The sequence below is a fragment of the Streptomyces sp. DT2A-34 genome (assembly GCF_030499515.1).
Lineage (GTDB): Bacteria > Actinomycetota > Actinomycetes > Streptomycetales > Streptomycetaceae > Streptomyces.
Window position 1 is genome coordinate 1,789,197 of sequence record NZ_JASTWJ010000001.1, and the last position, 18,556, is coordinate 1,807,752.

Annotated in this window: 19 protein-coding genes and 2 pseudogenes; 14 read left to right on the forward strand and 7 right to left on the reverse strand. The window is 69.7% G+C overall.

Annotated elements, in window-relative coordinates; genetic code table 11:
• The first annotated feature begins 108 nt into the window (after nucleotides 1-108).
• The 11 genes from QQM39_RS46110 (at nucleotide 109) to QQM39_RS07785 (ending at nucleotide 9,637) form a co-directional block, all read left to right on the forward strand.
• Nucleotides 109-192 carry a putative leader peptide gene (locus tag QQM39_RS46110; RefSeq protein WP_310591794.1) on the forward strand — a complete coding sequence of 28 codons (84 nt, stop codon included), beginning with the start codon at nucleotides 109-111 and terminating at the stop codon, nucleotides 190-192.
• Nucleotides 193-321: 129 nt separating this feature from the next.
• Nucleotides 322-2,019 carry a nitrite/sulfite reductase gene (locus QQM39_RS07740; protein WP_301995887.1) on the forward strand — a complete coding sequence of 566 codons (1,698 nt, stop codon included), beginning with the start codon at nucleotides 322-324 and terminating at the stop codon, nucleotides 2,017-2,019.
• A complete protein-coding gene (locus QQM39_RS07745; protein WP_301995888.1) occupies nucleotides 2,016-2,204 on the forward strand; it encodes a hypothetical protein in 189 nt (62 codons plus the stop codon). The genes QQM39_RS07740 and QQM39_RS07745 overlap by 4 nt, the downstream gene beginning before the upstream one ends.
• Complete coding sequence (locus tag QQM39_RS07750) at nucleotides 2,201-2,911, forward strand: phosphoadenylyl-sulfate reductase (RefSeq protein WP_301995889.1); 711 nt, start codon at nucleotides 2,201-2,203, stop codon at nucleotides 2,909-2,911. Before QQM39_RS07745 ends, QQM39_RS07750 begins: the two co-directional genes overlap by 4 nt.
• A gap of 44 nt (nucleotides 2,912-2,955) precedes the next feature.
• Nucleotides 2,956-3,492 carry an adenylyl-sulfate kinase gene (gene cysC / locus QQM39_RS07755; protein ID WP_301995890.1) on the forward strand — a complete coding sequence of 179 codons (537 nt, stop codon included), beginning with the start codon at nucleotides 2,956-2,958 and terminating at the stop codon, nucleotides 3,490-3,492.
• Entirely contained in the window at nucleotides 3,489-4,427 is a 939-nt protein-coding gene (gene cysD, locus QQM39_RS07760) for a sulfate adenylyltransferase subunit CysD (protein WP_301995891.1), read from the forward strand. Before cysC ends, cysD begins: the two co-directional genes overlap by 4 nt.
• A 2-nt stretch (nucleotides 4,428-4,429) precedes the next feature.
• Nucleotides 4,430-5,764: a sulfate adenylyltransferase subunit 1 gene (locus tag QQM39_RS07765; protein WP_301995893.1), complete on the forward strand. Its 1,335-nt coding sequence runs from the start codon at nucleotides 4,430-4,432 to the stop codon at nucleotides 5,762-5,764.
• Nucleotides 5,765-5,972: 208 nt separating this feature from the next.
• Entirely contained in the window at nucleotides 5,973-7,076 is a 1,104-nt protein-coding gene (locus QQM39_RS07770; RefSeq protein WP_301995894.1) for an aliphatic sulfonate ABC transporter substrate-binding protein, read from the forward strand.
• Nucleotides 7,077-7,140: 64 nt separating this feature from the next.
• Entirely contained in the window at nucleotides 7,141-7,929 is a 789-nt protein-coding gene (locus QQM39_RS07775) for an ABC transporter ATP-binding protein (RefSeq protein WP_301995895.1), read from the forward strand.
• Nucleotides 7,916-8,878, forward strand: coding sequence for an ABC transporter permease (locus QQM39_RS07780; protein ID WP_301995896.1), 963 nt, complete (start codon nucleotides 7,916-7,918; stop codon nucleotides 8,876-8,878). Before QQM39_RS07775 ends, QQM39_RS07780 begins: the two co-directional genes overlap by 14 nt.
• Nucleotides 8,879-8,884: 6 nt before the next feature.
• On the forward strand, nucleotides 8,885-9,637 hold the full coding sequence (locus QQM39_RS07785) for a sirohydrochlorin chelatase (protein WP_301995897.1): 753 nt from the start codon (nucleotides 8,885-8,887) through the stop codon (nucleotides 9,635-9,637).
• A 271-nt stretch (nucleotides 9,638-9,908) separates the two neighbouring features.
• Here the strand turns inward: QQM39_RS07785 and QQM39_RS07790 are convergent, their stop codons facing one another.
• Nucleotides 9,909-10,025 carry a DUF6281 family protein gene (locus QQM39_RS07790; protein WP_301995899.1) on the reverse strand — a complete coding sequence of 39 codons (117 nt, stop codon included), beginning with the start codon at nucleotides 10,023-10,025 and terminating at the stop codon, nucleotides 9,909-9,911.
• Between the two features lie 55 nt (nucleotides 10,026-10,080).
• On the opposite strand from QQM39_RS07790, the gene QQM39_RS07795 reads away from it, so the two are divergent.
• A complete protein-coding gene (locus QQM39_RS07795) occupies nucleotides 10,081-10,290 on the forward strand; it encodes a hypothetical protein (RefSeq protein WP_301995901.1) in 210 nt (69 codons plus the stop codon).
• On the opposite strand, the gene QQM39_RS07800 is transcribed toward QQM39_RS07795, so the two are convergent.
• Both QQM39_RS07800 and QQM39_RS07805 read right to left on the reverse strand, forming a co-directional pair.
• Entirely contained in the window at nucleotides 10,277-10,648 is a 372-nt protein-coding gene (locus QQM39_RS07800; RefSeq protein ID WP_301995903.1) for a nuclear transport factor 2 family protein, read from the reverse strand. The two genes, QQM39_RS07795 and QQM39_RS07800, sit on opposite strands and share 14 nt — an antisense overlap.
• The gene (locus tag QQM39_RS07805; RefSeq protein WP_301995904.1) at nucleotides 10,641-11,189 is read right to left on the reverse strand and encodes a DUF1697 domain-containing protein; all 549 of its coding nucleotides are present in this window, start codon (nucleotides 11,187-11,189) and stop codon (nucleotides 10,641-10,643) included. The genes QQM39_RS07800 and QQM39_RS07805 overlap by 8 nt, the downstream gene beginning before the upstream one ends.
• Before the next feature lie 226 nt (nucleotides 11,190-11,415).
• Here QQM39_RS07805 and QQM39_RS07810 point away from each other — a divergent pair, with 226 nt between their 5' ends.
• Complete coding sequence (locus QQM39_RS07810) at nucleotides 11,416-13,683, forward strand: MMPL family transporter (RefSeq protein WP_301995905.1); 2,268 nt, start codon at nucleotides 11,416-11,418, stop codon at nucleotides 13,681-13,683.
• A gap of 103 nt (nucleotides 13,684-13,786) precedes the next feature.
• On the opposite strand, the pseudogene QQM39_RS07815 reads toward QQM39_RS07810, so the two are convergent.
• A pseudogene (locus QQM39_RS07815) lies at nucleotides 13,787-15,047 on the reverse strand (glycosyltransferase).
• A 47-nt stretch (nucleotides 15,048-15,094) separates the two neighbouring features.
• On the opposite strand from QQM39_RS07815, the pseudogene QQM39_RS07820 reads away from it, so the two are divergent.
• Nucleotides 15,095-15,349, forward strand: a pseudogene (locus QQM39_RS07820) (DUF3152 domain-containing protein); the annotation flags it as partial.
• 79 nt (nucleotides 15,350-15,428) lie between these two features.
• On the opposite strand, the gene QQM39_RS07825 reads toward QQM39_RS07820, so the two are convergent.
• From QQM39_RS07825 to QQM39_RS07835, 3 genes are read right to left on the reverse strand one after another with little or no spacing between them, the layout of a single operon-like run.
• On the reverse strand, nucleotides 15,429-16,712 hold the full coding sequence (locus QQM39_RS07825; RefSeq protein ID WP_301995907.1) for an ABC transporter substrate-binding protein: 1,284 nt from the start codon (nucleotides 16,710-16,712) through the stop codon (nucleotides 15,429-15,431).
• Nucleotides 16,712-17,545 (reverse strand): carbohydrate ABC transporter permease, encoded by an 834-nt coding sequence (locus QQM39_RS07830; protein ID WP_301995908.1) that lies wholly within the window; start codon nucleotides 17,543-17,545, stop codon nucleotides 16,712-16,714. The genes QQM39_RS07825 and QQM39_RS07830 overlap by 1 nt, the downstream gene beginning before the upstream one ends.
• Nucleotides 17,542-18,477, reverse strand: coding sequence for a carbohydrate ABC transporter permease (locus QQM39_RS07835; protein WP_301995909.1), 936 nt, complete (start codon nucleotides 18,475-18,477; stop codon nucleotides 17,542-17,544). Before QQM39_RS07835 ends, QQM39_RS07830 begins: the two co-directional genes overlap by 4 nt.
• Between the last annotated feature and the right edge of the window lie 79 nt (nucleotides 18,478-18,556).

Genomic DNA, 18,556 nt, shown 5'->3' on the forward strand with positions numbered 1-18,556 from the left:
AAATGGGCCATGTGACCGAGACCACCCTTGTCTCGCTCTCCGAGACAAGGGTGTCCGCATAATGGACGAAGCTGGACTGTGTCCAGATTGCCGTGCCACGCTTCCGTCATGTCTGGAACTGGAATTGCCTTGGTGAGTCGACGCCACGTCGACCTCGGCCGCATGTCCAGCGCCATCTGTCCGGCGCGCTGACAGCCCCGCAGCGCCCGACACCTCCCTCTTTTCGCTTTCCTCCCTGCGCAATGCCGCGCACGCATGCCCACGCGCCCGCACGCGCAGGTCAGAGCCGCTTTCCCGCCTGTCCCGAAGGACGTAACAACCATGGCCGCCACCCCGCAGAAACCTGCCGCCGCGACTCCCCGCCGCAAGGTGAGCCGTCACCGCGGTGAGGGTCAGTGGGCCGCGGGGCACTTCACCCCGCTCAACGGCAACGAACAGTTCAAGAAGGACGACGACGGTCTCAATGTGCGGACACGCATTGAGACGATCTACTCCAAGCGCGGCTTCGACTCCATCGACCCGAACGATCTGCGTGGCCGTATGCGCTGGTGGGGGCTGTACACCCAGCGCAAGCCCGGGATCGACGGCGGCAAGACCGCCATCCTGGAGCCGGAGGAGCTCGACGACTCCTACTTCATGCTGCGGGTGCGGATCGACGGCGGTCGGCTGACCACGCAGCAGCTGCGCGTCATCGGCGAGATCTCGCAGGAGTTCGCGCGCGGCACCGCGGACATCACCGACCGGCAGAACGTCCAGTACCACTGGATCCGGATCGAGGACGTGCCCGAGATCTGGAACCGCCTGGAGGCCGTCGGCCTGTCCACCACCGAGGCCTGCGGTGACACGCCCCGTGTCGTCATCGGCTCGCCGGTCGCCGGGATCGCCGCGGACGAGATCATCGACGGCAGCCCGGCCATCGACGAGATCCAGCGCCGGATCATCGGCAACAAGGCGTTCTCGAACCTGCCCCGCAAGTTCAAGTCCGCGATCTCCGGCTCGCCGCTGCTGGACGTGGCGCACGAGATCAACGACGTCGCCTTCGTCGGCGTGAACCACCCCGAGCACGGCCCCGGCTTCGACCTGTGGGTCGGCGGCGGCCTGTCCACCAACCCGAAGATCGGCGTCCGGCTGGGCGCCTGGGTGCCGCTGGACGAGGTGCCGGAGGTCTACGAGGGCGTCATCTCGATCTTCCGCGACTACGGCTACCGGCGGCTGCGCACCCGCGCCCGCCTGAAGTTCCTGGTCGCCGACTGGGGCGCCGAGAAGTTCCGTCAGGTGCTGGAGGACGAGTACCTGAAGCGGAAGCTGGTCGACGGTCCCGCCCCCGCCCAGCCCGTGGAGCGCTGGCGCGACCACGTCGGTGTGCACCGGCAGAAGGACGGTCGTTTCTACGTCGGTTTCGCCCCGCGCGTCGGCCGCGTCGACGGCGCCACGCTCACGAAGATCGCCGAGCTGGCCGAGGCACACGGCTCGGGCCGGGTGCGTACCACCGTCGAGCAGAAGATGATCATCCTCGATGTCGAGGAGGCGCAGGTCGAGTCGCTGGCCGAGGCCCTGGAGGCCCTGGACCTCACCACCAAGCCCTCCCCCTTCCGGCGCGGCACCATGGCCTGCACCGGCATCGAGTACTGCAAGCTCGCCATCGTCGAGACCAAGGCGCGCGGCTCCCAGCTGATCGACGAACTGGAGCGCCGGATCCCGGACTTCGACGAGCCGATCACCATCAACATCAACGGCTGCCCGAACGCCTGCGCCCGTATCCAGGTCGCGGACATCGGTCTCAAGGGCCAGCTCGTCCTCGACGACAACGGCGAGCAGGTCGAGGGCTACCAGGTGCACCTGGGCGGCGCGCTCGGCCTGGAGGCCGGGTTCGGGCGCAAGGTGCGTGGCCTGAAGGTCACCTCCGACGAGCTGCCCGACTACGTCGAGCGGGTCCTCAAGCGCTTCCAGGACGAGCGCGAGGACGGCGAGCGGTTCGCCACCTGGGCGGCGCGCGCCTCCGAGGAGGCCCTGTCATGAGCGAGCGGGCCGCCCCCTTCTACTGCCCCTACTGCGGCGACGAGGACCTCCGGCCGAGCGAAGCCCTGGAAGGCGGCCACGGCGCGTGGGAATGCGCGGCGTGCAACCGCGCATTCCAGCTGAAGTTCCTCGGGCTGCTCGCCCGGGGCCTTCAGCACCACGACGCAGGGGGAGACGAGATATGACGGCGATTCAGGAAGAGCGCACGACAGACGATCTCAAGGCGCTCGCCGAGCAGGCGGGCCGTGACCTGGAGGACGCCTCCGCGCTGGAGATCCTCCAGTGGGCGACCGACACGTTCGGCAAGCGCTTCTGTGTGACCTCGTCGATGGAGGACGCGGTGGTCGCCCACCTCGCCTCCCGCGCGATGCCCGGCGTCGACGTCGTGTTCCTCGACACCGGCTACCACTTCGAGGAGACCATCGGCACCCGCGACGCGGTCGAGGCCGTGATGGACGTCAACGTCATCACCCTCACCCCGCGCCAGACCGTCGCCGAGCAGGACGCCGAGTACGGCCCCAAGCTGCACGACCGCGACCCCGACCTGTGCTGCAAGCTGCGCAAGGTGGAGCCGCTGGAGCGGGGCCTCAAGGGCTATGTGGCCTGGGCGACCGGGCTGCGCCGCGACGAGTCCCCGACCCGGGCGAACACCCCGGTCGTCGGCTGGGACGAGAAGCGGCAGAAGGTCAAGATCTCCCCGATCGCCCGCTGGACCCAGGACGACGTGGACGCCTACGTCACCGAGCACGGCGTCCTCACCAACCCGCTGCTGATGGACGGTTACGCCTCCGTCGGCTGTGCGCCCTGCACCCGCCGGGTCCTGGAGGGCGAGGACGCGCGCGCCGGCCGTTGGGCGGGCAGCGCCAAGACCGAGTGCGGGCTGCACGGCTGACCATGACTGAGTCTTCTACGAATTCTGCGAACTGGGAGAACCACGTGACGAGCGGAGCCACCGTCTGGCTCACGGGTCTGCCGAGCGCCGGCAAGACCACCATCGCCTACGAGCTGGCCGGCCGGCTCCGCGAGGAGGGCCACCGCGTCGAGGTGCTCGACGGCGACGAGATCCGCGAGTTCATCTCGGCGGGCCTCGGCTTCAGCCGCGAGGACCGGCACACCAACGTGCAGCGCATCGGCTTCCTCGCCGAACTGCTCGCCCGTAACGGCGTCAAGGCGCTCGTCCCCGTGATCGCGCCCTACGCCGACAGCCGTGACGCGGTGCGCAAGCGCCACCAGGAGAGCGGGGCGGCGTACCTGGAGGTCCATGTGGCCACTCCGGTCGACGTGTGCTCCGTACGCGATGTGAAGGGTCTGTACGCCAAGCAGGCCGCGGGCGAGCTGACGGGCCTGACCGGCGTCGACGACCCGTACGAGGAGCCCGAGTCGCCCGACCTGCGCATCGAGTCCCAGAACCAGACCGTGCAGGAGTCCGCGGCGTCGGTGTACGCCCTGCTCAGCGAAAGGGGACTGGCATGACGACGACCGTCGCCACGGTCGAGGAGGGCACGGATGCCCCGTACGCCCTCTCGCACCTGGACGCGCTGGAGTCCGAGGCGGTGCACATCTTCCGCGAGGTGGCGGGCGAGTTCGAGCGGCCGGTGATCCTGTTCTCCGGCGGCAAGGACTCCATCGTCATGCTGCACCTGGCGCTGAAGGCGTTCGCCCCCGCCGCGATCCCCTTCTCGCTGCTGCACGTGGACACCGGGCACAACTTCCCCGAGGTCCTCGAGTACCGGGACCGCACGGTCGCCAAGCACGGTCTGCGGCTGCATGTCGCGTCGGTGCAGGACTACATCGACCGCGGGGTGCTCAAGGAGCGTCCGGACGGCACCCGTAACCCGCTGCAGACACTGCCGCTGACGGAGAAGATCCAGAGCGAGAAGTTCGACGCGGTGTTCGGCGGCGGGCGGCGTGACGAGGAGAAGGCTCGGGCCAAGGAGCGCGTGTTCTCGCTGCGGGACGAGTTCTCGCAGTGGGACCCGCGCCGGCAGCGACCCGAGCTGTGGAACCTCTACAACGGCCGCCACGCTCCCGGCGAGCACGTCCGGGTGTTCCCGCTGTCCAACTGGACCGAGCTGGACGTCTGGCAGTACATCGCCCGCGAGGGCATCGAGCTGCCGGAGATCTACTTCGCGCACGAGCGCGAGGTCTTCAAGCGGGCCGGCATGTGGCTGACCGCCGGTGAGTGGGGCGGGCCGAAGGACGGCGAGACGGTCGAGAAGCGGCTCGTCCGCTACCGGACCGTGGGCGACATGTCCTGCACCGGTGCCGTCGACTCGGACGCGGTGAGCCTGGAGCAGGTCATCACCGAGATCGCCGCCTCCCGGCTCACCGAGCGCGGCGCGACCCGCGCCGACGACAAGATGTCCGAGGCCGCGATGGAAGACCGTAAGCGCGAGGGGTACTTCTAAGCATGAGCACGACGACAACCGAGGAGCTCTCGGCCACGACCCTGCTGCGGTTCGCCACCGCGGGCTCCGTCGACGACGGCAAGTCCACCCTCGTCGGGCGGCTGCTGCACGACTCCAAGTCGATCCTCACCGACCAGCTGGAGGCCGTCGAGCGCGCCTCCGCGAGCCGCGGCCAGGAGGCCCCGGACCTCGCGCTGCTGACGGACGGTCTGCGGGCCGAGCGCGAGCAGGGCATCACGATCGACGTGGCGTACCGCTACTTCGCCACGCCCCGGCGCCGGTTCATCCTCGCCGACACGCCCGGCCATGTGCAGTACACGCGCAACATGGTCACCGGCGCGTCGACGGCCGAGCTGACGGTGATCCTGGTCGACGCCCGCAACGGCGTCGTCGAGCAGACCCGCCGGCACGCGGCGATCGCGGCTCTGCTGCGCGTGCCGCACGTGGTGCTGGCCGTGAACAAGATGGACCTGGTCGACTACCAGGAGTCCGTCTTCGCCGCGATCGCCGAGGAGTTCACGGCGTACGCGCTCGAACTGGGCGTCCCGGAGATCACCGCGATCCCGATCTCCGCGCTGGCCGGCGACAACGTCGTGGACCCGTCCGCGAACATGGACTGGTACGGCGGGCCGACCTTCCTGGAGCACCTGGAGACGGTCCCGGTCACCCACGACCTGAGCCACTGCCACGCGCGCCTCCCCGTGCAGTACGTGATCCGCCCGCAGACCGCCGAGCATCCCGACTACCGGGGTTACGCCGGTCAGATCGCCGCCGGTTCCTTCCGCGTGGGCGAGTCGGTGACCGTGCTGCCGTCGGGCCGTACGTCGAAGATCTCCGGCATCGACCTGCTGGGCGAGCCGGTCGACATCGCGTGGACCACCCAGTCGGTGACCGTCCTGCTGGAGGACGACATCGACATCTCGCGCGGCGACCTGATCGTGCCGGCCAAGGACGCGCCCCCGACCACGCAGGACATCGAGGCCACCGTCTGCCACGTCGCCGACGCCCCGCTGACCGTCGGCCACCGTGTGCTGCTCAAGCACGGCACCCGCACGGTCAAGGCGATCGTCAAGGACATCCCGTCCCGGCTGACCCTCGACGACCTGTCCCTGCATCCGCACCCGGGACAGCTCGTCGCCAACGACATCGGCCGGGTGAAGATCCGCACCGCCGAGCCGCTGCCGGTCGACTCCTACGCCGACTCGCGCCGCACCGGCTCGTTCATCCTGATCGACCCGAACGACGGCACGACGCTCACCGCGGGCATGGTCGGCGAGTCGTTCGCCTCGCCCGAGCCGGTCAAGGACGAGGCCGACGACGACGGTTGGGACTTCTGACATGAAGGCCCTCGACTACTACTCCACGTTCGCGAAGGAGGGCGGCCGCGTCGGCAGCGGCGCCCTCGGAAGCGGGCAGGGCGGAGTGTCGCGATGTGTGCGCTGACCCGCGCGCACCACATGCGTGCCGCTCCGGACGAACCCGCCGACCTCCCGGCCGCGACCTGGTAAGGGCGTGAGCGCCGGGCCACCGAGAGGAAACCCTCCCGTGCCTGCCACCCCCGCCCCGCGCCGGACCCTCGCGGTCCTGGCCGCGCTGCCGCTGCTCGCCCTCGCGGCCTGCGGCTACGGCTCGCAGGCCAAGGAGAACACCGAGCAGGCCATAGCCGGGGCGCCCAAGGTCGACGGCCTGGACTCGGTGCGGATCGGGTACTTCGGGAACCTCACCCATGCCACCGCGCTGGTCGGCCGGCAGGAGGGGCTGTTCCAGAAGGAGCTGGGCGGCACGACGGCGGAGTACGTCCCGTTCAACGCGGGTCCCTCGGAGATCGAGGCGCTGAACTCCGAGTCCATCGACATCGGCTGGATCGGCCCCTCCCCCGCCGTCAACGGCTACGTCAAGGCGAACGGCAAGAACCTGCGCATCGTCTCCGGTTCGGCGTCGGGCGGCGTGAAGTTCGTCGTCAACCCGGAGAAGATCAAGTCCCTGAAGGACGTCAAGGGCAAGAGGATTGCCACGCCGCAGCTCGGCAACACCCAGGACGTGGCGTTCCTCAACTGGGCCTCCGAGCAGGGCTGGAAGGTCGACGCGCAGAGCGGCGAGGGCGACGTCTCCGTCGTCCGCACCGACAACAAGGTCGTCCCGGACGCCTACCGGTCCGGCTCCGTCGACGGTGCCTGGGTGCCCGAGCCGACCGCGTCCAAGCTGGTCGCCGAGGGCGGGAAGGTGCTCCTCGACGAGGCGGACCTGTGGCCGGACAAGAAATTCGTGATCACGAACGTCATCGTGTCGCAGAGCTTCCTGAAGGAGCACCCGAAGGCCGTGGAGGCCGTACTGCGCGCCTCCGTGAAGATCAACAAGTGGATCGACGCCAACCCGGAGAAGGCGAAGGCCGCGGCGAACGCCCAGCTGAAGGCCGACACCGGCAAGGCGCTGCCGGCCGATGTACTCGACCCGGCGTGGCAGTCCATCCACGTCACCGACGACCCGCTGGCGGCCACGCTCGCGACCGAGGCCGAGCACGCGGTCAAGGCGGGGCTGCTGCAGAAGCCGGACCTGACCGGCATCTACGACCTGACACCGCTGAACAAGGTCCTCAAGGCCGAGGGCGAACCCGAGGTCGACGACGCCGGACTCGGCGTGAAGTCGTGAGTCCCGCAGTCGTGAAGTCGTGAGCAAGGCACTGATCCCGATGAGTTCCCAGGAGGTGACGACCATGGCAACCGCCCTCGCCAAGGCCGCCGACACGGATGTGTCCGTGGAGCACGCCGCGCGTATCGACCACGTCTCGAAGTCGTTCGCCGGCCCGGCCGGGCAGCAGCTCGTCCTCGACGACATCACGCTCGATGTCGCGCCCGGCGAGTTCGTCACCCTCCTCGGGGCGTCCGGCTGCGGCAAGTCGACGCTGCTGAACCTGGTTGCCGGGCTGGACAAGCCCAGCGCGGGCAGCATCACGACCGACGGCCGGCCAGCGCTGATGTTCCAGGAGCACGCCCTGTTCCCGTGGCTGACCGCGGGCAAGAACATCGAACTCGCCCTCAAGCTCCGGGGCGTCGCCAAGGCCGAGCGGCGCGAGCGGGCCGAGGAGCTCCTCGAACTGGTCCGGCTGAAGGGCGCGTACGGCAAGCGGGTGCACGAACTGTCCGGCGGTATGCGCCAGCGCGTCGCACTGGCGCGGGCGCTCGCCCAGGACAGCAAGCTGCTGCTGATGGACGAGCCGTTCGCCGCACTGGACGCCATCACCCGTGACGTGCTGCACGACGAACTGACCCGTATCTGGCGCGAGACGCAGCTGTCGGTGCTGTTCGTGACACACAACGTGCGCGAGGCGGTCCGCCTCGCCCAGCGCGTCGTCCTGCTGTCCTCCCGCCCTGGCCGTATCGCCCGGGAGTGGACGGTCGGCATCCCGCAGCCGCGCCGCATCGAGGACACCGCGGTCGCCGAGCTGTCCGTCGAGATCACCGAAGAACTGCGTGGGGAGATCCGCCGCCATGGCCAGCACTGACAACGGCGTGGACATCGAGGTCGACGCCAAGGTCGACGCCAAGAAGGACGGCTCCCCGGCGGCCGGTGAGCCTGCCGGTGAGCCGCAGGACCCCAACGATCTGGCGGGACTTGAGGCCGGACTCGACGCCCTGGAGACGGTCCAGACGAGCCGTACGCCGCTGCGCGAGACCCTGACCCGCAAGGTGCTGCCGCCCGTCACCGCGATCGCGCTGGTCCTGGTGGTGTGGCAGCTGCTGGTGTGGGCCGAGGTCGCCCCCGCGTACAAGCTGCCCTCGCCGTCCGACGTATGGGGCGAGGTACGCGAGTCCTGGCTCCAGGGCACCCTCTTCGACTACATCTGGACGTCCGTCTCACGCGGCCTGCTCGGCTTCCTCATGGCACTCGCCATCGGAACCCCGCTCGGACTGCTCGTCGCCCGGGTGAAGTTCGTCCGGGCCGCCATCGGGCCCATCCTGTCCGGCCTGCAGTCCCTGCCGTCGGTGGCCTGGGTGGCACCCGCCGTGCTCTGGCTGGGCCTGAACAACTCCATGATGTACGCCGTGATCCTGCTCGGCGCGGTCCCCTCCATCGCCAACGGTCTGGTGTCCGGCGTCGACCAGGTGCCCCCGCTGTTCCTGCGAGCGGGCCGCACCCTGGGCGCGACGGGTCTGAAGGGCACCTGGCACATCGTGATGCCGGCCGCGCTGCCCGGCTATCTGGCAGGCCTGAAGCAGGGCTGGGCCTTCTCCTGGCGCTCACTGATGGCCGCCGAGATCATCGCCTCCCACCCCGACCTGGGCGTCGGCCTGGGCCAGTTGCTGGAGAACGGCCGCAACAACAGTTCCATGTCCATGGTGTTCTTCGCGATCCTGCTCATCCTCGTCGTCGGCATCGCCATCGACCTGCTGATCTTCAGCCCGCTGGAGCGGTGGGTACTGCGCAGCCGCGGTTTGCTGGCAAGGAGCTGAAGTCCTGTGTTCAACAAGCCGGTTCTTCTCGTCATCGCCCACGGCAGCCGTGACCCGCGGCATGCCGCGACGGTGCATGCCCTGGTACGCCGGGTGCGCTCGCTGCGCCCGGACGTACGGGTGGAGACCGGCTTCCTGGACTTCAACATCCCGTCGGTGCAGGGGGTGCTGGAGTCCTTGGCGGCGGAGGGCGTCCGCGACGTCGTAGCGCTGCCCCTGCTCCTGACCAGGGCGTTCCACGCGAAGGCCGACATCCCGGCGGTCCTGCGGGACGCGCCGCCGCAGCTGCGGATCCGGCAGGCCGAGGTGCTGGGGCCGTCGCCGCTGCTCCTGGCGGCCCTGGAGCGGCGGCTGTACGAGGCGGGGCTGACGCCCGCCGACAAGTCCTCGACCGGGGTCGTGCTGGCCTCGGCGGGGTCCACCGACCCGGAGGCGATCGCAGTGATCGCAGAAATCGCGCGGGAGTGGCGGCACACCGGTTGGTGCGCCGTGCGGCCTGCGTTCGCCTCCGCTGGTTCTCCCGCGGGGTTCTCCCGCACCGAGGACGCCGTCCGCGAACTGCGGGCCCTCGGCTGCGCGCGCGTGGCCGTGGCCCCGTACGTCCTGGCCCCGGGCTTCCTCCCGGACCGCATCGCGCGGGGCGCGGCCGAGGCGGACGTACTGGCAAACGTGCTCGGGGCGGCGCCCGAGGTGGCGTGGGTGCTGCTGGAGCGGTACGACGCGGCCGGGGTGCCGGTGCCGGCGGCCGTGGGCGCCTGAGAGCGACGGTCCGGTTCTACGCGGTGTCCGCGGGGCCGCCCGCTTCGTCGGCCAGCCGAGGAGGACGAGCTCGCCGTTGAGGTAGTCGTATGACCGGCGGAAGCATCCGCCCAGCCCCGGTCCTGGCCGAGCGTCCTTGTCGATGAGAGCTTGACCTGGGCAGATCTGAGACATCGACAGCGCGGTGGCGCACAGTTCGCGAAGCCGGGATCGGAACTCGTGAGGGGCGCAAGCGCCGCAGTTGGGTGGCGCCCGCGCCCCTCACTCGGCGTCAAGAGCCCTTGATCAGCTTCTCGATCTCGGGGGGAAGATCGTTATCGGAGTCGACGGCGACGAAGAGGACGTCGTCGGGTGCGTCGTCCACCGCGAGGGCGATGCTGGGGTCCACTCCCTCGATCGCGTGGGCGACCGTCGAGTGACAGGACCTGGCCGCTCTCAACGGCGTGGAGGTTCTGTCCTGGGACAGCTGGGGTCCGGAGATCGCCGACGACGCGTCGCTCACGAAGGAGGACCTCACGCTGGTCGACGCGGTCGTCGCGGCCGGCTCCGAGGGCGAGTCGCGGCGGCTGTACGAGGACCCGCGGTTCACGGTGCCGGACGAGATCACCTCGTACACGACCTACGGCGGCGTACGAAGGGTCACTCTCCGCTGAACAGCGTCCCCTGGTGGAAGTACATGCGCCACCCGTCCCCCGTCCGCCGCCACAGCGAACTGCGGTGCGCCCGACGGCCGTTGTGCTCCGTGTCGAAGGTGAGGTGGACGACATCGGGCGCGAGCTGGACGCCCTCCATCCGCGAGACGACGACGGGCCGGGGCCCCGGTTCGTTGCCCGCGAGCAGCGACTCGATGATCGACGTCCGGTCCCAGTACCGCCCCGACGCGCCGAACTCCCGGAACTCCGGGTGCAGCAGCTTCCCGAGCAGCTCCGGCGAGGACCGGACCTCCGGCTGAAGAAGGCGCAGTTCGCCCTCGATGGCGGCCTCCACGGCAGGCGTACGGACGTCAGTCACCGGTCATCTCCACGAGTTTCACGACGGTGTTCCAGTTGCGGCTGGTGGCGATCAAACCCTTGTTGAGCCGGGGCCGCGACAGAATTTCGGCGAGCTTGGACCGCCCGAGGCCGTTCGGGGCGTACAGGTACAGCGCCCGGTCGCCGAGCCGGAACTCCTCCGGGAGGTAGGCGGCCGGGTCGATCTCCGCGAAGCGCTCGGCATCGACCGGGGCGGAGCAGTAGGTGACATGGAGCTGTTTGGGCTCCAACTCCGCTGCGGGGAAGGGGCAGTTGTCGGCGACCGCCTTGAGATAGGCATGGTCGCGCACGATCACGTCCACGGTGAAGCCGAAGTGCTTCTCGATCGCCGACGCGAGCTCCGCGGCCAGGGACTCCTCGTCGCCGTGGTCGCCGGCGAAGACCGCCTGCCCGCTCTGCAGGTAGGTGCGTACGCCGTCGTAACCGAGGCCGGTCATCAGGGTGCGCAGGTCGGCCATCGGGACTCTTCTGCTGCCGCCCACGTTGATTCCGCGCAGCAGCGCCGCATACGTCGTCGTCATTCGGCCACCTTATGGCGCCCTGCCCTGATCACCGCCCCTGACAGACCACGGATAGATGTAAGGGGCTCCCATCCTCCCCAGTGGGGAGGGCCGGTGGCCGAGGGGATGAGTTCCGGCCGCCGTACCTCACCGGGCAGCACGACGAGATGGCTTTATCCGACCCATACCTTCGAAACGAAAGGGGGCGGCAGGGGGCCGCCACCGCAATCAAGGGGGCAAGCCCGTCATGGGGAACGGAGACACACGCGTGCGGGGACTGGCCGCCCGCGCCGGCGGCTGGAGCGCCCGCCATCGATGGGCTGCCGTCGGCATCTGGGTGCTGTTCGTCGTCCTGGCGATGGGGCTCGGTTCGGCGGCGGGCCGGGTCGACGTCAAGGACAGCGACCAGCTGAAGGGCGAGACGCACACCGCGGCCAAGATCATCGAGGACGCGGGGATCGAGGAGCCGGCCAGTGAGACCGTCCTGATCCAGGCGAAGGACGGCGGCCTCAAGGCCACGGACGCCGAGTTCAGGTCGGCGGTCACCGCGGTCGTGAAGGCGGTCGAGGGCACCGGCAAGGTCACGGACGTGACGTCGCCGTACGACACACAGACGATCTCGAAGGACGGCCACAGCGCGCTGGTGCAGTTCGACATGCGCGGGGAGTCGGACACCGCGGGCGAGCGCGTGGAGCCCGTGCTGAAGGCCGTGGAGGACGTCCAGAAGGACCATGAGTCGCTGCGGATCGAGGAGATCGGCGGCGCGAGCATGATGAAGACGTTCGACGACGCGTTCGGGGACGACTTCCAGAAGGCCGAGTATTCCGCGGTGCCGGTGGCCCTCGGCATTCTGCTCATCGCCTTCGGCGCGCTGGTGGCGGCCCTGCTGCCGGTGCTGCTGGCGGTCACCGCGATCATGGCGACGATGGGCCTGATGGGCGTCGTCAGCCATGTGATGCCGATGAGCGACACCGCCAACTCCGTGATGCTGCTGGTCGGTCTGGCCGTCGGCATCGACTACTGCCTGTTCTACCTGCGCCGTGAGCGCGAGGAGCGCGAGGCCGGCCGGGACGCGCAGACCGCCCTGAGGGTCGCCGCCGCCACCAGTGGCCGCGCGATCATCGTCTCCGGTGTCACGGTGTGCGTGGCGATGGCGGGCATGCTGTTCACCGGGCTCGCCGAGTTCGAGGCGATGGGCCTGGCCTCGCTGATGGTCGTGGCGGTCGCCATGGTCGGATCGGTGACGGTGCTGCCGGCGCTGCTGTCGCTGCTGGGCGAGCGGGTCGAGAAGGGCAAGATCCCCTTCCTGCACCCGCAGAGCCGCCTGCGTCGCCACCGGGGGCGCGGCAACCGCGAGAGCCGGTTCTGGACGGCCGTGCTCAAAGGAGTGCTCGCGCGGCCGGTCATCTCGGTCGTCGTCGCGGCCGGTGCGCTGCTCGCCATCGCGGCTCCCGCGCTCGGCATGAAGACCCAGAACCTCACGCTGGACCAGGAGTTCGGCGACTCGCTGCCCATCGTGCAGACGTACAACCGGCTCAATGAGGCCTTCCCTGGCGGTTCCGACCCGGCCAAGGTCGTCGTCAAAGCGAACGACATCAACGCTCCCGAGGTGACGTCCGCCCTCGCCGACTTCCGTGAGCGGGCGGTCAGTTCGGGTGCCTCGCGCGGCCCGGTGGAGATCAAGCTGCACGACGACGAGAACATCGCCTTCGTGTACGTCCCGCTGGTCGGCGGCTCCGACCTCGACAAGGCGGGCGCGAGCCTGGACAAGCTGCGCGACGAGGTACGCCCGGCCACGCTCGGCAAGGTGGACGGCGTCGAGGCACCGGTCACCGGACAGGTCGCCGGTTCGAAGGACTTCAACGACCAGCTGGCCGGAGCGGTCGTCCCGGTCTTCGCCTTCGTCGTGGTCTTCGCCTTCGGCCTGATGCTGCTGTCGTTCCGCTCGCTGACGATCGCCATCACGTCGATCGTGCTGAACCTGCTGTCGGTGGGCGCCGCGTACGGCATCCTCGTCGCCGTCTTCCAGCACGGCTGGGGCGCGTCCCTGGTGGGCGGGAAGGGCGTTGGCGCCATCATCACCTGGCTGCCGCTGTTCCTGTTCGTGATCCTGTTCGGCCTGTCGATGGACTACCACGTGTTCGTGGTCTCGCGGATCCGCGAGGCGCGCCTGCGCGGCCGTACGACGAAGGACGCGATCCAGCACGGCGTGGTCACCACGGCCGGGGTCGTCACCAGCGCCGCGGTCATCATGGTCGCCGTGTTCGCGATCTTCGGCACGCTGTCCATGCAGTCCATGAAGCAGATGGGCGTGGGCCTGGCGGCCGCGGTCCTCATCGACGCGACCATCATCCGGGGCGTTCTGCTCCCGGCGGTCATGGCCCTGCTGGGCGAGCGCAACTGGTACCTGCCGAAGTGGCTGAACCGGCTGCCGGACCTGACGCACGACGAGGCGCCCGAGGCCGTGACGCGGAGCGCGGCTCGCGACGACGAGGGCGAGCGGGTGCCGGTCTGACCCCCACCCGCCCGACGAACAGGGCCCGTTGACTCCGGGGGAGTCAACGGGCCCTGTTTCTTTGGCGAGTTCTCCGGTAGGTCCCGATTCCCTTTTTGGGTCCTTACGCGTTTTCTCGTGCGTCGTGTACGGCGGCCAGCTCGGCCTCGATGAGGTCGGCGGCCCGCATGGTGCCTCCCTCCTGCGCCATCTCCGTCTGGATGTCCTTCAGACGCCGGGCGACCTCGGGGTCGTCGACGAGGGCGAGGGCCGCCGTGCGCAGGGCCTCGGCGGTGGCCTCCTCCGTGGGGAGGTGGCGGGCGACGCCGAGCCCCTGGAGCATGTCCGCGTTGCCGAACTGGTCCACGGCCTGCGGTACGGCGATCATCGGGGTGGCCGTGGCCAATCCCTCCTGGCTGCCGCCGGCGCCGGCGTGGGTGACGAACAGGTCGGCCTGCTTGAGGATCGCCAACTGCGGTACCCAGGAGCGCACTTCGACGTTGTCGGGTACGTCGCCCAGCTCGGCCGGGTCGACGTGCTTGCCGATCTGCAGCACCAGGTGCCAGCCCGGCAGGTCGCCGAAGGCCTTGACGCACTCCCGGTAGAACGCCGGCTGCCTGGTGAAGGAGGACCCCAGCGACACGAGGACGACCTTCTCGGCACCGGCCGGCCGCTGCCAGTCCCCCTGTGCGGAACGGTCGCTCTGACAGGCTCCGACGAAGGTGTACACGCTCTCGTCGACCCGGTCGGCGTTCGGCTGCAACGCCTTGGGGATCAGCACGAGGGAGCGGTCGGGGCGGCCCGCGAACGGATCCGGGTGCAGGGTGATGCCGTTCTCCTCCAGCCAGGCCTGGAAGCGGGCGTAGTAGGCCCGGCCGCGCTCGGTCTTCTTCGGCTCGGCCCACATCGGCTCGGCGACCTCCTCCTCGTAGCCCGTCCAGGCGACGAGGTTCGGCGACAGGGAGATCGCGGGGACGCCCCAGCGGTGGGCCAGGACACGGGCCGGGTAGGCGGTGATGTCGTGCAGCACGAGGTCGGGTTCGTCGCCGTCGTAGGCCTCGACGAGCTGGGGCAGGGCCTGGATCGCGTCCGCCAGGAAGGGCTCGACGTTGTCCAGGAGGGTGGTGCCCCACGCCGCCGGGTCGTCGTCGGGTCCGGGCAGCGTCGAGTTCCAGAGCCTCGGCTCGGCACCGGTCTCGGCGACCTTCTCGGCGAACAGGGGCGGAATCGCGTAGGTGACCCGGTGCCCGCGCGCCACGAGCTCGCGGATCACTTCGAGGCTGGGGTTCACGTGGCCGTGGGCGGCGATGGAGAACATGGCGATGTGGGCGGGGCGACTGGTCATGCGCCCCACCGTAGGCGAGACGAAACGTCTCGTGCAACATGATTCCGCGGCTGGTGCGACTTGGTTCCCGGGAAGCGCCGGCAGGGCCTGAACCTCATGGTCAACCTCAGGCGCTGGGAACTGGCGACACCCGTCCACGCCAAGGACGTGACGGCCTACCGGGCGCTGATCATCAACCACGAGGTCGGCCACTTCCTCGGCCACGACCACGTCGGCTGCCCCGGCCCGGGCAAACCCGCCCCCGCGATGATGCAGCAGATCAAGGGCATGCACGGCTGCGTGCCCAATGTCTGGCCGTACGACGAGGACGGACGGTCCATCACCGGGCCCGCCGCGCCGTGAGGGCGTGCGGGCCTACCGGCGGGCGGGCCTGCGGGCGTGCGGGCGGGCCTGCGGGCTTGCGGACCTGAGGGCGTGCTGCTCAGCGCTGGTACCGGGCGAGCACCAAGTTGCCGTCGCTCTCCAGGCGTTCGCGCAGTTCACCGAGGTCGATGGCGCCGCTGTAGTACTCCTGGAACGCGGGGGTGGCGACCTTGTCCTTCCACTCCGGGTAGCCCCGCACGGACTGCGCGGGTGCCGAGCGCAGGTGGGCGGCGAGGGCGGTGCCGGTCGCCCAGCCGTTCTCCGTGGTGTGCAGGGCGGGGTCCTTCAGTGCTTGGGTGCCGGTGGGCAGCATCCAGTCGCCGAGGGCGAGCCGGACCATGTTCCGGGGCCGGAGCAGGAAGTCGATGAACTCGGCGGCCTCCTTCTTGTGCGGGCTGTCCTCGGCGACGGACAGGGTCTGCGGGCTGACGCCCTGGGTGAGCCCGTGGGCCCCGGCCGGGGCGGGCAGCACCTGCCACTGGAAGCCCTTCGGCGCCTGCTGGACGATCTGCTGACGGTACGAGAACCCGAGCGGCACCATCGCGTACTTGCCGCCGAAGAATCCGGGCAGGGTGTCCGAGCCGCCGCTGCCGAGGGTGGTGGGCGAGGCGCTGTGGTCGGTGTCGGCCTGGTCGTGGATCGTGCGCGGAACGACCTCGTCCCCCTTGTCGAACCGGATGGTGACCTTGCCGTCCGCGCCCCGGTGGAAGAGCTGTCCGCCCGCCGACAGCGACAGGTTGAGCGTGGCGGAGACGGGTTCCTTCAGCGGCCAGGCGACGCCGTACTTGCCGTCGCCGCTGAGCTGTTCGGTGATCCTCCGGAACTCCGGCCAGCTCCAGGGACGTCGGGTGGTCGGGATCCGTACGCCGGACTCCTTCAGCCACTTCGCGTTGGCGATGAGGACGCGCGGCTCCTGGAGGAAGGGGACGCCGTAGATCCCGTCGCCGAAGGTCGTCGTGTCCCAACTGTGCTGCGGGATGTCGGACTTGAGCCGCCGGGGCAGCAGGTCGGTGAGATCGGCGAGGTAGCCGCCGTACGCGAAGTCCGCGAGGTCGTCCGAGGCGTCGTGGATGATGTCGGGCGCCTCACCGCCCTCGAAGGAGGTCAGCAGCTGGTCGTGGACGCTTTCCCAACTCCCCTGCACGTACTCGACCTTGACGTCGGGATGGCCGGCGTTCCACTCCTTCACCAGCTCCTTGTTGACCTCGACGGACTCCTCCTGCCAGGCCAGGGACTGGAAGCGCAGGGTGACACGTCCGTCAGAACCGCCACCGTCGTCGCCACTGCATCCGGCGAGCAGCAGAGCCAGGACGACCAGGGGCAACAGCACTCTTGTACGCATCAGTTCTTCACCGCCCCGGCGAGCATGCCGCCCGTGATGCGGCGTTGGATGATCGCGAAGACGACCAGTGAGGGAAGGGTCGCCAGGAAGGCGGCCGCCGCCAGCGGACCGAGGTCCGCGACGCCCTCCGCGCCGATGAAGTGGGTGAGGACGACCGGGAGGGTCTGCTTCTCGGGCGTCTTCAGCAGCACCAGCGCGAAGAAGAACTCGTTCCACGCCGTGACGAACGCGAACAGCCCCGTCGCCACGATCCCCGGTGCGAGCAGGGGCGCGGTCACCGACACCAGCGTCCGCACCCGGCCGGCCCCGTCGACCGCCGCCGCCTCCTCCAACTCGGGCGGCACCGCGCGGACGTACCCGACAAGCATCCACAGCGCGAACGGCAGCGCCCACACCACGTAGACCATGACCAGCCCCGGCACCGAGTTGATCAGCCGCAGGTTCTTCAGCACCAGGAACAGCGGAATGATCAACAGCACCAGCGGGAACGCCTGGCTGACGACCACCCAGCCGGTCGCCGCTCGCGCGAGCGGGGTGCGGCGGCGGGCCATGACGTAGGCCATCGGGGTCGCGAGCAGTACGGCGATCAGGGCGGCGCCGAGCGCAGCGACCAGGGAGTTGAGGGCGGCGTGCAGCAGGGGCTGTTCGTCGAAGGCCTGCCGGAAGTTGGCGAGGGTGGGGTCCTTCGGGATCCAGGTGGGATGCAGGCTGCCCAGCTCGCGCGAGGGCTTGAAGGCGGTGGAGATCAGCCAGAGGAAGGGGAAGGCGAGGAAGACGAGGTAGGCGAGCAGGGCGGCGTACTGGCCGACGCGGCCCGTGGTGCTGGTCCTCATGACTCGTCACCTCCCCTGAGGCGGCCCGCCAGGAAGACGGCGAGGAGTATCGAGATCACCGCGACCATCACGCATCCCATCGCCGCCGCATAGCCGAACTGCCCGTAGCGGAAGGCCTCTTCGTAGGCGAAGAGCATGGGCAGCCGGGTGCGGCCGCCGGGCCCGCCGCTGGTGAGCACGTAGACCAGGGCGAAGGAGTTGAAGTTCCAGATCAGGTTGAGTGCCGTGATGGACAGGGCGACGGGTCTGAGGGCGGGCCAGGTGACGGTACGGAAGCGGCGCCAGGCGCCGGCTCCGTCCACGGCCGCCGCCTCGTGCAGTTCGCGCGGGGTGTTCTGCAGGCCGGCGAGCAGAGCGACCGTCGTGGTCGGCATGCCCGCCCAGACACCCACGACGATGACGGCGGGGAGTGCGGTGCCGAGCCCGCTGAGCCAGTCGCGGCCGTCGCCGAGGCCCAGGTCGCGGAGCGTCTCGTTGAGGATGCCCGCGTCGGGGTTGTAGACCAGCCGCCACATGACACCGACGACGACCTCCGGCATCGCCCACGGGACGATCGCGAGGGCGCGGGCCAGCCAGCGCAGACGCAGGTCCTGGTTGAGAAGGAGGGCGAGGCCGAGCGCCAGCAGGAACTGCGGCACGGTGACGCCGACGGCCCACACCAGGCCGATCCGGAACGACTCCCAGAACAGCGTGTCATGCAGCAGATCCCGGAAGTTGAGACCACCGATCCACTGGGTGGGCTGGGTCCGCCCGGACTGGGCGTCGGTGAAGGACAGCAGGATGCCGTAGAGCAGCGGTCCGACGCTCAGGACGAGAATGGGGATCAGCGCGGGGAGTACGAGGAACCAGGCGCCGTGATCCGTGACGCGCCGCCGCCTCGTGCCACCCGGCGGGCGACTCACCGGCCTCTCCGCCTCCGTCACCGTCGTCACGGAATCAGCCCCTTTGCGCCGCTCGGGATGGGCCCCGTCATGGTCGTGAAGGCGCTCTGCCCCGTCAAGGCAGCGCGCA

Bases quoted from the DNA above. Each gene is read 5' to 3' on its own strand.
- QQM39_RS46110 (WP_310591794.1), top strand. From the start codon at position 109: ATGTCTGGAACTGGAATTGCCTTGGTGAGTCGACGCCACGTCGACCTC.
- QQM39_RS07740 (WP_301995887.1), top strand. From the start codon at position 322: ATGGCCGCCACCCCGCAGAAACCTGCCGCCGCGACTCCCCGCCGCAAG.
- QQM39_RS07745 (WP_301995888.1), top strand. From the start codon at position 2,016: ATGAGCGAGCGGGCCGCCCCCTTCTACTGCCCCTACTGCGGCGACGAG.
- QQM39_RS07750 (WP_301995889.1), top strand. From the start codon at position 2,201: ATGACGGCGATTCAGGAAGAGCGCACGACAGACGATCTCAAGGCGCTC.
- cysD (WP_301995891.1), top strand. From the start codon at position 3,489: ATGACGACGACCGTCGCCACGGTCGAGGAGGGCACGGATGCCCCGTAC.
- QQM39_RS07765 (WP_301995893.1), top strand. From the start codon at position 4,430: ATGAGCACGACGACAACCGAGGAGCTCTCGGCCACGACCCTGCTGCGG.
- QQM39_RS07775 (WP_301995895.1), top strand. From the start codon at position 7,141: ATGGCAACCGCCCTCGCCAAGGCCGCCGACACGGATGTGTCCGTGGAG.
- QQM39_RS07780 (WP_301995896.1), top strand. From the start codon at position 7,916: ATGGCCAGCACTGACAACGGCGTGGACATCGAGGTCGACGCCAAGGTC.
- QQM39_RS07805 (WP_301995904.1), bottom strand. From the start codon at position 11,189: ATGACGACGACGTATGCGGCGCTGCTGCGCGGAATCAACGTGGGCGGC.
- QQM39_RS07810 (WP_301995905.1), top strand. From the start codon at position 11,416: ATGGGGAACGGAGACACACGCGTGCGGGGACTGGCCGCCCGCGCCGGC.
- QQM39_RS07825 (WP_301995907.1), bottom strand. From the start codon at position 16,712: ATGCGTACAAGAGTGCTGTTGCCCCTGGTCGTCCTGGCTCTGCTGCTC.
- QQM39_RS07830 (WP_301995908.1), bottom strand. From the start codon at position 17,545: ATGAGGACCAGCACCACGGGCCGCGTCGGCCAGTACGCCGCCCTGCTC.